The 12,939-nt window shown below is 68.1% G+C and carries 11 protein-coding genes; 4 read left to right on the top strand and 7 right to left on the bottom strand.

What is annotated here, in order from left to right; translation table 11 throughout:
• Positions 1-13: 13 nt before the first annotated feature.
• A complete protein-coding gene (locus ACQPYH_RS23730) occupies positions 14-790 on the top strand; it encodes a phytanoyl-CoA dioxygenase family protein (protein ID WP_432875231.1) in 777 nt (258 codons plus the stop codon).
• A 49-nt stretch (positions 791-839) separates the two neighbouring features.
• Here the strand turns inward: ACQPYH_RS23730 and ACQPYH_RS23725 are convergent, their stop codons facing one another.
• Genes ACQPYH_RS23725 through ACQPYH_RS23700 form a run of 6 tightly spaced genes read right to left on the bottom strand, consistent with a single transcriptional unit; the run spans position 840 to position 6,766 of the window.
• Positions 840-1,655: an ABC transporter ATP-binding protein gene (locus ACQPYH_RS23725; protein ID WP_432875228.1), complete on the bottom strand. Its 816-nt coding sequence runs from the start codon at positions 1,653-1,655 to the stop codon at positions 840-842.
• Positions 1,656-1,665: 10 nt separating this feature from the next.
• On the bottom strand, positions 1,666-2,691 hold the full coding sequence (locus tag ACQPYH_RS23720; protein ID WP_432875225.1) for a FecCD family ABC transporter permease: 1,026 nt from the start codon (positions 2,689-2,691) through the stop codon (positions 1,666-1,668).
• A complete protein-coding gene (locus ACQPYH_RS23715; protein ID WP_432875222.1) occupies positions 2,688-3,752 on the bottom strand; it encodes a FecCD family ABC transporter permease in 1,065 nt (354 codons plus the stop codon). Before ACQPYH_RS23715 ends, ACQPYH_RS23720 begins: the two co-directional genes overlap by 4 nt.
• A gap of 1 nt (position 3,753) precedes the next feature.
• Complete coding sequence (locus ACQPYH_RS23710) at positions 3,754-4,776, bottom strand: ABC transporter substrate-binding protein (protein ID WP_432875220.1); 1,023 nt, start codon at positions 4,774-4,776, stop codon at positions 3,754-3,756.
• Between the two features lie 5 nt (positions 4,777-4,781).
• Positions 4,782-5,654 carry an alpha/beta hydrolase gene (locus ACQPYH_RS23705; protein ID WP_432875218.1) on the bottom strand — a complete coding sequence of 291 codons (873 nt, stop codon included), beginning with the start codon at positions 5,652-5,654 and terminating at the stop codon, positions 4,782-4,784.
• Positions 5,651-6,766 (bottom strand): C45 family autoproteolytic acyltransferase/hydolase, encoded by a 1,116-nt coding sequence (locus ACQPYH_RS23700; RefSeq protein ID WP_432875215.1) that lies wholly within the window; start codon positions 6,764-6,766, stop codon positions 5,651-5,653. Before ACQPYH_RS23700 ends, ACQPYH_RS23705 begins: the two co-directional genes overlap by 4 nt.
• Positions 6,767-6,891: 125 nt before the next feature.
• On the opposite strand from ACQPYH_RS23700, the gene ACQPYH_RS23695 reads away from it, so the two are divergent.
• Together ACQPYH_RS23695 and ACQPYH_RS23690 are read left to right on the top strand one after the other, a co-directional pair.
• Positions 6,892-8,595, top strand: coding sequence for an amidohydrolase (locus ACQPYH_RS23695; protein ID WP_432875212.1), 1,704 nt, complete (start codon positions 6,892-6,894; stop codon positions 8,593-8,595).
• Between the two features lie 34 nt (positions 8,596-8,629).
• Entirely contained in the window at positions 8,630-9,193 is a 564-nt protein-coding gene (locus ACQPYH_RS23690) for a hypothetical protein (RefSeq protein WP_432875210.1), read from the top strand.
• Between the two features lie 50 nt (positions 9,194-9,243).
• Here ACQPYH_RS23690 and ACQPYH_RS23685 read toward each other — a convergent pair whose 3' ends face one another.
• A complete protein-coding gene (locus ACQPYH_RS23685) occupies positions 9,244-9,945 on the bottom strand; it encodes a GntR family transcriptional regulator (protein ID WP_432875207.1) in 702 nt (233 codons plus the stop codon).
• A gap of 101 nt (positions 9,946-10,046) precedes the next feature.
• Here ACQPYH_RS23685 and ACQPYH_RS23680 point away from each other — a divergent pair, with 101 nt between their 5' ends.
• Positions 10,047-12,929 (top strand): aminotransferase class III-fold pyridoxal phosphate-dependent enzyme, encoded by a 2,883-nt coding sequence (locus ACQPYH_RS23680; protein WP_432875205.1) that lies wholly within the window; start codon positions 10,047-10,049, stop codon positions 12,927-12,929.
• Positions 12,930-12,939 lie beyond the last annotated feature (10 nt).

Below are 12,939 nucleotides of genomic sequence, written 5' to 3'. Positions count from 1 at the left end.
AGAGGACAGAGTGATGCTTGATCCCGTCGTAGACAAAGGTGAGCTGACCGAGACTGATCGCTTCATCTTCGAGTCGTGGGGCTACTTCCTGATTCCCAACGTCTTGACCAAGGACGAGGCCGCCGAGGCGTACGACGTCTCGCAGCGTCTGCACCAGACCCGCGACCGCGAGTTCGGGCAGATCGGCCGGACCTACGAGAGCGAGCCGGTGCTGGAGAGGTTGATCGATCATCCTGACGTGCTTCCGAAGGTCCAGGGCCTGCTCGGCGATCGATTCGTACTGCAGGCCGGCTGGAACACCATGCAACCGGCGCACGGCGGGAACGGCGGCTGGCATCAGGACGGATCGTCCGCCTTCGACTTCAAGGAGCTGGGATATCCCGTCCCACTGATCCAGCTCCGTGTGTCGTACCTGCTCACCGACCAGAGCGTGCCCGGCATGGGCAACATGGAAATGATCCCCGGCAGCCACCGCTCGCGGGTCCCGCTCCCTGACTCGATCCGCAAGAACAAGGAAGACGTCGCGATCGGCCACGTCGTGTGCGCCGAGGCCGGCGCCGCCCTGGTCTTCCACAACGGCGTCTGGCACCGCACCTTCCGCCACGACGGCGACTACGACCGCTTCACCACCCACTACGTCTACAGCCCCCCGTGGGTCCGCCCCGCCGACCGCCTCAGCAACGACCCCGAATTCCTCGAACGCACCACACCCCTCAGGCGCGCCCTCATGGGCGAATTCGCCCGCCCAGACGCCCCCTTCGGCGCCAACTACGAACCCCTGCCCCTCTGACTCACGCGCACCGGCCTCCCACCACTCCCGGAGGCCGGTGCAACGCCGTTCAGCAGTTGGCCAGGGCTGTTGGGGTTTGGGTTCGGAGGCCGGCGCGGAGTGGGATGCACATTGGTTTGCCGCTGACGGGGTGGGGGACGACTTTCGACTCCACGCCGAAGACGTTGCGGATGATGTCGGCGGTGAACACGTCCTCGGGTGTGCCTTCGGTGACGAGGGTGCCGGACTTCATCACGAAGACGTGGTCGGCGTACTCGGCGGCCATGTTGAAGTCGTGCAGCACCATCGCGACGGTCTTGCCCTGCTCCTGGTTGAGCTGGTGCAAGAGGTCCAGTACCTCGAGCTGGTAGGCGACATCCAGGTACGTCGTGGGCTCGTCGAGCAGGATCAGGTCCGTGCCCTGCGCGAGGCACAGCGCGATCCAGACCCGCTGGCGCTGGCCGCCGGACAGCTGGTCGACGTGCTGGTGGCGTAACTCGAGGGTGCTGGTGACGGTCATGGCCCATTCGACCGCCTCTCTGTCGGCCGGGCTCGGCACCTTCAGCGAGGTGCGATGCGGATGCCGTCCGAACCAGACCAGGTCCTCGACCGAGATCGATTCGGGCGCGACCAGGACCTGCGGCAGGATCGCGAGCTGCCGGGCCACCTCCTTGGTCGACGTGTCGTGGATCGACTTCCCGTCCAGGATCACGCTTCCCTTGGACGGCGGGAGCAACCGGGCCAACGCCCGCAGCGCAGTACTCTTTCCCGAGCCGTTCGGTCCGATCAGCACGCTGACCTTGCTGTCAGGGATGGTGAGCGTCAGATCGCGAGCGATGACGGTCTGGTCATAGGCGAGCTGGACGCCCTGTGCCTGCAGACGCATGGTGGGTCTCCTACTTTCCGGTCTTCACGAGCAGGTACAGGAAGTACGGACCGCCGATGACCGCAGTCACCAGGCCGGCCGGGATCTCGAGTGGCGGCGCGAGGCCACGGCCGAGCATGTCGGCGAACAGCATCAGCAGGACGCCGAAGAGAGCGGCCGAGGGGAGCGAGGCGAGGTGCCGCCCGCCGAAGATGCGGCGGGCCATGTGCGGGGCGATCAACCCGATGAACCCGATCGTTCCGGACACCGCCACGGCCGACGAGGCGAGCGCCACCGCGAACAGCAGGAGCAGCCGCCGGGTCCTCTCGACCGGCTCGCCGAGTCCGGCGGCCAGGTCGTCGCCGAGTCCGAGTACGTCGAGCTTGCGGGACCAGATCAGGATCAGCGGCACCAACACCACAACCCACGGAAGGATCTCGTACACCGAGCTCATCGACCGGCCGAAAAGACTGCCCGTCAACCAGATCAACGCCGCGCTGACATCCAGCGGGTTCCGAACCAGCAGGAACCGGATGCCCGCCTCGAACGCCGCGCTAACAGCGACACCGACGAGCGCGATCCGTACCGGCGTGGCACCACGCCGATAGGCCAGCAGGTACACCAACCCCGCGGCCAGCAATCCACCGACGAAGGCAGCCGGCACGACGGCGAGCACGGGTACGCCGGGGATCGCGAGGAGCAGCAACATGCCCGCGAATCCCGCACCCTTGGTCACACCAACGACGTCGGGAGCGGCCAGCGGGTTGCGGATGACACCCTGCATCACGCCGCCGGACACGGCCAACGCAGTCCCGACCAGCCAGGCGAGCATCACCCGTGGCAACTGGAAGTCGACCACGATCTGAGCGGCCTGATCACTGGTGTTGCCCGTGATCGCGTTGAACACGTCGTGCATCGAGACATCGGTCGCACCGACGCTGAGGCTGTAGAAGCTGAGCACGACGGCCAGCACACCGAGCGATCCCACCACGGCTCGTGGATACCGCTGAGCCGTCGTGATCCGCCGGACATGTTGCGCGACGATCGCAGTACTCACGGTGAAGTCACCTTCTGTCGACGGGCCAGGTACACGAAGATCGGTGCACCGATGAGCGCGGTCACAACGCCGGCCGGGACCTCGTACGGCGGTTTGACGTAGCGGGACAGGATGTCGGCGTACAGCACGAGGACACTCCCGGCGGCTGCGCACAGCGGAAGCAGCACGGTGTAGTTGGAGCCGGCCAGCCGTCGCACGATATGCGGCACGATCAGGCCGATGAACGCGACCGGACCGGCGACGGAGACGGCCGCGCCGCACAGCACGACGACGAAGGCCGAGCCGAGCAAGCGGGTCCGTTCGACGTTCTGACCGAGACCGCGAGCCATGTCGTCGCCGAGGGCGAGCAGGTTGAGTGACCGGGACATCGAGAACGCGCCCACCAGCCCGATGACGAGCCAGGGGAGCAGGTTGCGGATGTCGCCCCAGCTGGCGAAGTTCACGCCGCCGACGAGCCAGAACAGCACGCTGTCCGCGGAGTTCTCGTCGAAGATGATCAGCACCTGGGTGAGCGAGATCAGCAGACTGCTCGCGGTGACGCCGGCCAGGGCCAGGCGGACAGGGCTCACCCGCCCACTGCCCGACCCTGCCAGCAGCATCACCGAAACGCCGGCCGCAGCCGCGCCGCCGAATGCCAGGAGAATCGTGGGCGCCCCCGACAGTGACGGTACGACGGTCACCGCGAGCACCACGACGAACACCGCACCGGCGTTGACGCCCATGATCTCGGGCGCTGCCAGCGGGTTGGCGGCGACCGCCTGCATCAGTGCGCCGGCCACCGCCAGTGCGGCGCCGACCAGCAGAGCCAGCACGATCCTCGGCATCCGGATCGACTGCAGGATCAGCTCGTCGGAATCGTCGGCCTTGAAGATTGCTCCGGGCAACCGCGAGAGCGGGATGTGCTGACTGCCTATGGACAGGCCCCAGACGACCCCGATCACGAGCAGAGCCAGCAGGAACAGGGCCACCCAGGTGACCCGCTGTTTGCTGGTGACGATCTTCGGCCGCCGATGCACGGCAGCCTCGGCAGGTCCGGGCGCAATCCCGGTCGACTGGGTCATGTCAGTTCCCGTAGAGGTTCTTGACCGCTTCCTGGGCGATCAGTTCCGAGGCGACCAGACCGCGTGATCGTGACCAGACGTTCTGGTCGACCTTGTACGTCGCGTTGTCCTTCACCGCCGGGATCTGCTTCCAGAGCGGACTCTTCTCCCACGTGTCGGCCAACGTGTCACCGGTCTGGCCGGCGATGAACATGATGTCCGGCTTTGTGCTGACCACGGTCTCGAGCGTGAGCGAGACCGTCGCGTCGCCGCTGTCGTCGGCCAGCGGGGACTTGATCCCGAGCAGGGCCAGTACGCCGGGGGTGTAGGCCTTCGGCGGGAACCCGGTGAACTCCTTGTCGGACGACACCGCGAACAACGCCTTGCGGGTCTCACCGGACTTCGCCTTGGCCTTCAGGTCGGTCAGGATCTTGTCGTGCTCGGCAAGCCGGGCCTTCATCTGGTCGCACTTGTTCAGGGCGATCGCAGCGGACATCTCGCTGTCCATCACCTGCTGGTAGTTGCCGTTGAGGCTGGCGTACGCGACGGTCGGCGCGATCTTCGACAGTTGGGCGTAGATCGCTTTGTGCCGTCCGCTGTCGGCCAGGATCAGATCGGGCTTCAGCGCGGTGAGCACCTGGATGTTCGGGGTCGCTCGCAGGCCGACCGACTTGTAGTTGCCGACCTTGTCCTTCAGGCCGGGGATGATCCGCTCCGGCTTGTCGTCGTCGGCGACCCCGACCGGCGCCATGCCGACCGCTACCAGTGCGTCGACGAAAGAGAACTCCAGTGCGACGACCCGCTTCGGAGTGCCGGTGATCGTCGTGGTACCCAGGTCGTGCTTGATCGTCCTGGTCTCCTTGCCGCACTGCTCCAGATTGAGGTCCGAACTGATCCCCTGCGCGGCTGCGGCCCGGTTCGCGTTCGGTGCGTCGCCGGTGGCCGGCGACGCGGACGTGCCGCCGCACCCGGCCAGGCCGACCGCCGCGACGGTCAAGGTGAGGAGGGCGATCGACCGCCGCAGCCTCGAAGCGGTGTTGGACATGGCATTCACTCCTGGTGTCGAAGAGGCGTTGCAGGCATGGGGCGGTGAATCTCGGACCGGGATTGCAGCAGCCCGGCGAAGAAGTCCCGGACGACCGGGAGGATCAAGGAGCCGCGGTGGGCGACGCCGGGGACCAGCTCGAACCGGACGTCGATGCCCTGGGCAAGGAAATCGCGCTCGAGCGTGCGCAACCGCTCGATCCGGGTACCGCCGGTCTTCTCGACGCCGTCCATCCAGTTGGCCTCGCCGGGATTGTCGATCTCCCAGGTCTCGACGTCGTTGTCACCGACAACCATCAGGATCGGCACCCGGCGCAGCGACTCGAGATCGACCGCGCGGCCGAAGCGTTGCTCGAGGTCCTTGGTGCCGAGCCACCAGGGGAGGCTGTCGTCGAGTTGGGTGATCCGGCCGGGAGCGCCGATCGAGACGCCGGCCAGCCGATCCGGATGCAGATAGAGGAAGCGGTGGGCGAACTGCCCGCCGCCGGAGAACCCGTGCAGATAGAAGACGTCCGGGTCGACCGGGTACCGGCGACTGACCTCGTCGATCATCGCGAGCAACGCCTGGTCGTACCGGATGCCCTGGTACTCGATGAACTTGAAGTTGTGCAGATCCTCCGGATCGATGATCCCGGCCGGGAACAGCGGCGCGAGTACGACGACCTGGTGCTCGTCGGCGAACCCGGCCATATGGTCGCGGTACAGCGACGCGTTGCGCTCGGTGCCGTGTTGCATGACGAGCAACGGGACCCGGTCGGTGCGCAGGTTCTCCGGCACGTAAAGGCAGTAGCCGAGCCGCTGGTCGTACTGCGAGGCGAAGATCGGGGTCTTGCCCCGCGCGAAGTGGGCCGAGGTCGGCTCGGTGCGATGCTCGATCATGGCCGGACCTCGTCGTACAGGTTGAATGGGACGAGTTCGTACTTGTTCTCGCACGGCGGTCCCGCGGCGACGTAGTACTCGCCGGTGGTGAGATCGACGCAACTGGACAGGGTCGTGGACCACTGCTCCACGGCGGGAAGCCGCTCGTCCGGGTGCGCGCACAGCGAGTCCGGGTGTCCGAGGTGGTCCGACATCGCCGTGTGGATGGTGTTCCGTACGTCGTCCGACGCCGCCGCCTTGATCAGCCCCTGACGGGCGCGCGGTACCCGGATCAGCGAGTCGGGTGAGATCAGCCGGCTTCCGCCCTCCCGCGGGGTCAGCACCTGGTAATGGTTGCCGTGCACAAGCAGTCCGTTCACGCCGTACTCCCAGCCGTGGCCGCCCGGTGTCGTCTCGATGTCGATGGAGAATCCGTCCCGGTGGGTGAGCAGTGCGTTGCTCGGGATGTGGGCATTGGTCGAGGTTAGGATCTTGACCGCGTCGGCGATGTTCGCGGCGTCGAGGACCGCGCGGCGGATGACGGTCTGCGGCATCCCCGCCGAGTCGTCGAAGCGGCCGCCCAGACCGTTCGCGTTCAGCGCGAGGCCGGCCGAGTTCGCGCCGTGGCGGCCGATCTGCCCGGCCTCGACCTGCAGGATCAGCGTCGGCTTCGGCGGCTGCACGATCCGCAGGATGACGACGGTTCCGCGGACCGCTTCGCGCCAGTCCCAGTTCTGGCCGGCGTACACATGCCCGTCGCCGGCCGCGCCGTCGATCAGCGAGAACGACGTACAGCCGTCGGCGTCCGCGTGGGCTGTGGAGTCGGGGAACCAGTTGTCGTAGATGATCTCGCCGCGGCAGTTGAGCGCGAGGATCTCGGGAAGGGTGACACCGGCGCCGTCGGCGATCCCGGCCATCTCGGCCAGCAGCGCGGGGTGATCCCGCTCGACGAGGCGCTGCCACGGCCCGGTGTGATCGAGCACCTGGTCCCAGCTCAGACCGGCCTGGTGCGCGAACGCCTCCTGGTAGTAGGCGATCGCGTCGGCGATGAGATCCGCCGCGGCAGCGCCGTACTGACGGCCGCGTTCCTGGGCCGACGGGCTGGCGATCTCGATGACTCGGGGACTCGGCACGCGCACTCCTCTGATGAACACTCTTGGTCAGTAAGGGAACATTGACGCAATACTGTAACGACTATTACGGTCTGTCCAGACCTTGCGGACGACTGATCTGCAATCCAGGTGAGGAGCCACAGCGAATGACCACCCCATCGCCCCAGGCTGAAGCGGTCGACCTCGTCGTGTACGGCGGAATCGTGTGGACCGCCGATCCGCACCGGCCGCTCGCCTCAGCGCTCGCGGTCGCGGGGGACCGCATTGTCCGGGTCGGCGACGACGCCGAGATCCTGCAGTTGGCCGGCGAGGACACCGAGGTGCTCGATCTGGACGGACGGATGGTGTGCCCGGGGTTCAACGACGCGCATACGCACTTCGAGAACGCCGTCGATTGGTACTTCCAGGTTGCGCTGACCGACGTCAACGACCAGCCCCGCCTCGAGGAACGCGTCGCGGCCACGGCCGCGCGGCTGACCCCTGGCGTCTGGATCACCGGGGGAGACCTCGGGGACTTCGCCTCCACCCGGGGCGGCGACGTCACGCTGCTCGAGCCGGACCTGGCCGCGATCGATGCGCTGACGCCGGACAACCCGCTGCTGATCCGTCGCGCCGACCACCAGTACTTCGCCAATTCGAGGGCACTCGGCGTCGCGAACATCGACCGCGCTACGCCGGACCCGCGCGGCGGCAGGTACGGCCGGAACGCGGGCGGGGAACTCACCGGGATGCTCTACGGACAAGCCGGTGAGTTCGTGAACCGGCTGGTCACGCCGATGTCGCTGGAGCAGAAGCTGCTTGGTGCGCGCGGCGTGATGGCCGAGCTCAACGCGGTCGGGATCACGTCGATCCACGACATCGCGCGGCTTCCGGCGGTGACCGAGGAGACGATCCCGCCGGTCTTCCTCGAGCGCAGCTTCTCCAACGCGCAGATCTTCCGGACTCTCGCCGACCGCGGTGAGCTGTCGGTCCGCGTCTACGCCTTCCTCCCGCTCGACACGCATGACCGGCTGGCCGGTCACGGCGTCACGCCGAAGTCCGGGGATGAGTGGCTGCGCTTCGGGGCGCTCAAGATCTTCGTCGACAGCGGTGCGATGCTTCCGCCGTTCGACCCCGCGGACGCGCCCGGTACCGGCCTGACCGACGGCTGGTCGTACCGCTTCGTCGGTGAGGAACGACTGGCCGAGCTCGTCCTGGCGGGTGACGCGGCCGGTTTCGACATCGGCGTCCATGTGCAGGGCGATCGCGGATGCCGGATCGCGATCGACGCGTTCGAGCAGGCGGCGCACCTGAACGAGCCGCGCGACCGGCGGCATCGGCTCATCCATGCCTGGCATCTCGCGGACGACGACTTCGCCCGCGCCGGCAAGCTCGGGCTGGTCGCCGACGTGACGCCGGACCAGCTTCTCCTTTACTCCACGAACCTGGACCGGGCGATCGGCCCGGCCCGCGCGGCGAACGCGTTCGCCTGGCGCCGGATGATCGACAGCGACGTCACCGTCAACCTGGTCTCGGACCTCCCCGGCGCGTTCAACAAGTCGCACGTGGCGGAGGTCGATCCCCTCCGCAACATGTACGCCGCGATCACCCGCACGTCCGGCGATTCAGCGGAGGCCGAGCCGTTCCACCCCGACCAGGCAATCACCGTCGACGAGGCCCTGCTCGCCTACACCGCGAACCCGGCGTACTCCGCCCACGAAGAGGACGTAAAAGGAAGCCTCACCCCCGGCAAACTCGCCGACTTCATCATCCTCACCGAAGACATCCGCACCGGCGCCCCCGACACCCTCCTCCGAGCAGCCGTCGAGCGCACGTACCTCGCCGGCCGCCTAGTCCACTCCGTCGATTGACAGCACGACACTCGGCAGTACGCCGCTCGGCGGGATGGCGCAGGCGTACGTCGCTCGGCGGTGTGGGGGGTGTACGGCGGCACCCGCGGTACGGCGGCACCCGCAGTACGACGGCACCCGCGGTACGGCGGCGGGCGGTACGGCGTCACCCGCGGTAAGGCGGCCCCACGCGTACGGCGGCACCGGGCGGTACGGCGTCACCGGCGGTACGACGGCACCGCAGTACGGCGGCACGGGCGGCTCCGGAGTACGGCGGGCACGGGCGGCACCCGAGTACGACGGTTCCGCAGTACGAACGGGCACGGGCGGTTCCGCAGTACGGCGGGCACGGGCGGCTCCGGAGTACGGCGGCGCGGATGGCTCCGGGGTTCGGGGGCGCGGATGGCTCCGCCGTACGACGGGCACGGGCGGTGGGCACCGGGTGGCACCGGAGTACGGCGGCACGGACGGCACGAGCGGCACGGCGGTGCAACCGCAGTACAGCGGTGCGGCAGTACGGCGGTGCGGCGGGTGCGAGCGCAGTACGGCGGTGCGGCGGATGGGAGCGCAGTACGGCGGTGCGGCGGGTGCGAGCGCAGTACGGCGGTGGGGGGTGTGAGCGCAGTACGGCGGTGGGGCGGGTGCGAGCGCAGTACGGCGGTGGGGTGGTTAGGGGGTTAGGGCTGTTATGTCGGTGGAGGCGACTACCTCGAGTAGGAGGTGTTCGTTGGAATTGGCGTGTTCTTCGACCAGGCGGGCGGCTTCGGTCGCGTTGCGGTGGAGGAAGGCTTGGCAGATTGCTCGGTGTTCGTCGAGGGCCTCGGCGGGGCGGTGGGCGGACTCGCGGTAGGTGGTTTCCAGGATCGAGAGGGCGAAGCGCATCTCTACCGCGATGCCGGCGAAGAAGTCGTCGACGCGGGCGCTGCCGATCAGGCCGACGACGGCGCGGTGGAACTCGAGATCTCGTTGCACGATCTCCTGGGCGCGGCCCGAGTCGGTTGCCTGCGCCAGCTGGTCGAAGGCATCGGAGAGCGGCCGCAGTTCTGCGTCGGTGAGCGTGGCGGCTCGCGCGGCGGCGCTGCCTTCGAGCGTCTTGCGGACGCGGTACAGGTCGCGGATGTCCTCCTCGGTGAACAGCACGACCCGGGAGCCCTTGTGGCGGTAGTGACGCACGATCCGCTCGCGGGCCAGGATGCCGAGCGCGTCCCGGATGGTACGGCGGGAGACGTCGAACTGGGCCGACAGGCCCTCCTCGCGCAGTTGCTCGCCCGGCTTCAGCCGGCCGTCCATGATCGTCTCGCGTAGCAGCGCCGCGACCTCTTCGGCGGTCGTACCGCGATTCAGCCTCGAGACTCGTCCGTCGACCGTCATGCGGCTCCCTCTCTCACCCTGCGTACATCTTCGAGGGCACTCTATCGCGCTTGGCAACAATGGTAGCATTGGTGCATTGGTCACCAATCATGTGAGGTGCAATGAGTATTCTCGAGTCGAGTTCGCCGGTGGAGCAGTGGAACCAGGCGAGCATCGCCGAAGTCCTCGCCCAGGAGTTCGGTCTCCGGGCGGTCGCACAATCACCCTTGGGTGGCGAGGTCGATCAGAACGTCGCCGTCGACCTCTCCGACGGATCCCGCGTCGTCGTGAAGGTCTCCTCGCCCGGAGCCGATCCCGACGAGATCCGCTGGCGGCACGCACTGCAGACTCTCGCCGCCCGGCCGGGCGCCCTCGGACCGGTTCACGCCACCACGGCACTTGCCGCCCGCAACGGAGATACCGTCGTCCCGATCGACCGCGACGGCACACGGCGGATTGTCACGGTCCAGCCCTGGCTGCCCGGCCGGACCTTGTCCGATCTGAACAGTCATTCCCCGCAACTCCTCGGCGAGCTCGGCCTGACCGCCGCCCGGATGGTCCAGGCGCTCGCGCCGGCCGCCGCGTTGCCCGGGGCAACAACTCGCCACTGGGATGTACTGCGGGCGCCGGAGGCGATTGCCAAGGGCATTGAAGCGGTCCAGGACCCGGTCCGGCAGGCCCAGGTGCGACAGATCGTCGGCTGGTTCGACCGGGCGATGGACAGCCACGCTGCCGGGCTTCCGAGATCGGTCGTCCATCAGGATCTCAACGACTTCAACGTCCTGGCCCGGCCGGGGCCGGACGGTCGCCATCATGTGCACGCCGTGCTGGACTTCGCCGACGCGCTGCACACCGCACGGATCGGTGAGCTGGCCGTGGCGGTCGCCTACTCGATGCTGCGCAAGCCGAATCCGCTCAGCGCGGCAGCCGCCGTCATCCGGGGGTACGCCGCCGAGCTCGAACTCACCGAGGACGAGCTCGCCGTGCTCTACCCGCTCGCCGCGGCCAGGCTCTGCGTCAACGCCGTCACCTGGACCAAGCGTCAAGCGGACGGCGGTACGACGTACGGCCACGAGCGGATGAAGCACACCTGGCCGGCGATAGCACTCCTCGCGACAACTCCGCCGGAGATCGGCGAGCTCCTGGTCCGCATGGCCGCCGGGGCTGCGGTCGAACCGGGCAGGCCGGTGCCAGGTGCCGACGCCCACAAGCTGGCAGCCCTTGACCTAGTGCCCTTCGAACCAGCCCACCAACCGGTCGGCCAAGATCATCGCGCCCGGCTCGGCCGTCACCTCCACGCCGATGCCGGCACCGCAATCCGGCGAACGACCGAGTCGGGTGAGGCAGCGACGCTCAGACTAGGCGTCGAGCTCACGTCGTCGCAGCCGTTCCAGGTCGTCGCGCCACACAACGGCGTCGTGCAGGAGAGCGGTACGACGTACCTGATCCTCCGGCACGAGGGCGACGAGACGATCTGGTCCCGCTGGACCGACCTCGACTCGCCGTTGTCAACCGGCGTCACGGTGGCCAGGGGCGAGCCGATCGGTACCGCCCCGACCCGCCTGCGAGTGGCGATCTTCCGTTCCCTGGAGACAGCACACGCCGGTGGCCGGCCGCTGGTGACACCCTCCGAGGCGGCCGCGTGGGCAATCGTCTCGCCCGACCCGTCAGACTTCCTTGGACTCGACGCCCAGCCGGACCCCGCCGTCGAATGGACGGCCGACAAGGTGCTCGCGACCAGAAACCTGCGGTTCGCGCGGTCGCAACGCTCGTACTACGACCGGCCGATGCAGCTCGTCGGCGGCCGGGGGGCCTGGCTGTACGACGAGTTCGGCCGCGGCTACCTCGACGCGATGAACAACGTCAGCCATGTCGGCCACTCCAATCCCCGCGTCGTCGAGGCCGCGACCGCACAAATGTGGCAGCTCAACACCAACAGCCGGTTCCTCTACCGGGGGATCGCCGAGTACGCCGACCGGCTGACCGCGTTGTTGCCCGATCCGCTCGAGGTCGTGTTCCTGGTCTGCAGCGGCAGCGAGGCCAACGACCTGGCCGTCCGGATCGCCCGCACGGTCACCGGGCGCAACGACGTACTGGTGGTCGACGGGGCATATCACGGCAACACCTCGGTCCTCACCGGACTCAGCCCCAACCGCTACAAAGGCCCGGGCGGCACCGGACCCGATCCGACCACCCACGAGGTGCAGCAACCCAACCGCTACCGCGGCCCCTTCGGGTACGACGATCCGGACGCGGGCAGCAAGTACGCCGCGGACGTCCGCCGGCAGGTCGATCGGCTCACCGCACTCGGTACGCCGCCGGCCGCGTTCATCGCGGAATCGGCGATGGGTACGGCCGGCAGCATCTTCTATCCCGACGGGTATCTCGAACAGGCACACGCCTCCGTCCGGGCTGCCGGCGGACTCTGCATCGCCGACGAGGTCCAGGTCGGGTTCGGCCGTTTCGGCGACGCGTTCTGGGGATTCGAGGGTCAGGGCGTCGTGCCGGACATCGTGACGATGGGCAAGCCGATCGGCAACGGCCATCCGATGGCGGCCGTCGTCACCACCCGGGAGATCGCCGACGCCTTCGATACCGGGATGAGGTACTTCAACACCTTCGGCGGCAATCCGGTCTCGTGCGCGATCGGGACGGCCGTACTCGACGAGATCTCCGAGCGAGGCCTGCAGGCTCGCGCGGCCGAGACCGGGCGGGTCCTCCGGGACAGGCTCGGCGAGCTCGCCGGCCGGCACGCACTGATCGGCGACGTACGCGCCCACGGCATGTACGTCGGCATCGAGCTCGTCCGTGATCGGGCGACCAAGGAGCCGGCGCCGCACGAGGCGTTGCTGCTGAGCGAGCTGATGAAGGACGAGGGAATGCTGGTCTACCCGACGGGGCCGGCCGAGAACGTGCTGAAGATCAAGCCTCCGCTCGCGTTCACGCCGGCCGACGCCGAGCTGTTCACCGAGGTTCTCGATGAGGTCCTGACCCGGGACTGGTGATCGGGCGGGC

The organism is Kribbella sp. CA-245084 (genome assembly GCF_050942355.1).
Taxonomy (GTDB): Bacteria; Actinomycetota; Actinomycetes; order Propionibacteriales; family Kribbellaceae; genus Kribbella.
Note: the sequence above shows the minus strand (reverse complement) of the source record. Positions and strands in the feature narration are given on the sequence as shown.

What these genes read in the sequence shown, in the direction of transcription:
- ACQPYH_RS23730 (WP_432875231.1), top strand. Translation starts at nt 14, where the DNA reads ATGCTTGATCCCGTCGTAGACAAAGGTGAGCTGACCGAGACTGATCGC.
- ACQPYH_RS23725 (WP_432875228.1), bottom strand. Translation starts at nt 1,655, where the DNA reads ATGCGTCTGCAGGCACAGGGCGTCCAGCTCGCCTATGACCAGACCGTC.
- ACQPYH_RS23715 (WP_432875222.1), bottom strand. Translation starts at nt 3,752, where the DNA reads ATGACCCAGTCGACCGGGATTGCGCCCGGACCTGCCGAGGCTGCCGTG.
- ACQPYH_RS23710 (WP_432875220.1), bottom strand. Translation starts at nt 4,776, where the DNA reads ATGTCCAACACCGCTTCGAGGCTGCGGCGGTCGATCGCCCTCCTCACC.
- ACQPYH_RS23705 (WP_432875218.1), bottom strand. Translation starts at nt 5,654, where the DNA reads ATGATCGAGCATCGCACCGAGCCGACCTCGGCCCACTTCGCGCGGGGC.
- ACQPYH_RS23695 (WP_432875212.1), top strand. Translation starts at nt 6,892, where the DNA reads ATGACCACCCCATCGCCCCAGGCTGAAGCGGTCGACCTCGTCGTGTAC.
- ACQPYH_RS23690 (WP_432875210.1), top strand. Translation starts at nt 8,630, where the DNA reads ATGGCGCAGGCGTACGTCGCTCGGCGGTGTGGGGGGTGTACGGCGGCA.
- ACQPYH_RS23685 (WP_432875207.1), bottom strand. Translation starts at nt 9,945, where the DNA reads ATGACGGTCGACGGACGAGTCTCGAGGCTGAATCGCGGTACGACCGCC.
- ACQPYH_RS23680 (WP_432875205.1), top strand. Translation starts at nt 10,047, where the DNA reads ATGAGTATTCTCGAGTCGAGTTCGCCGGTGGAGCAGTGGAACCAGGCG.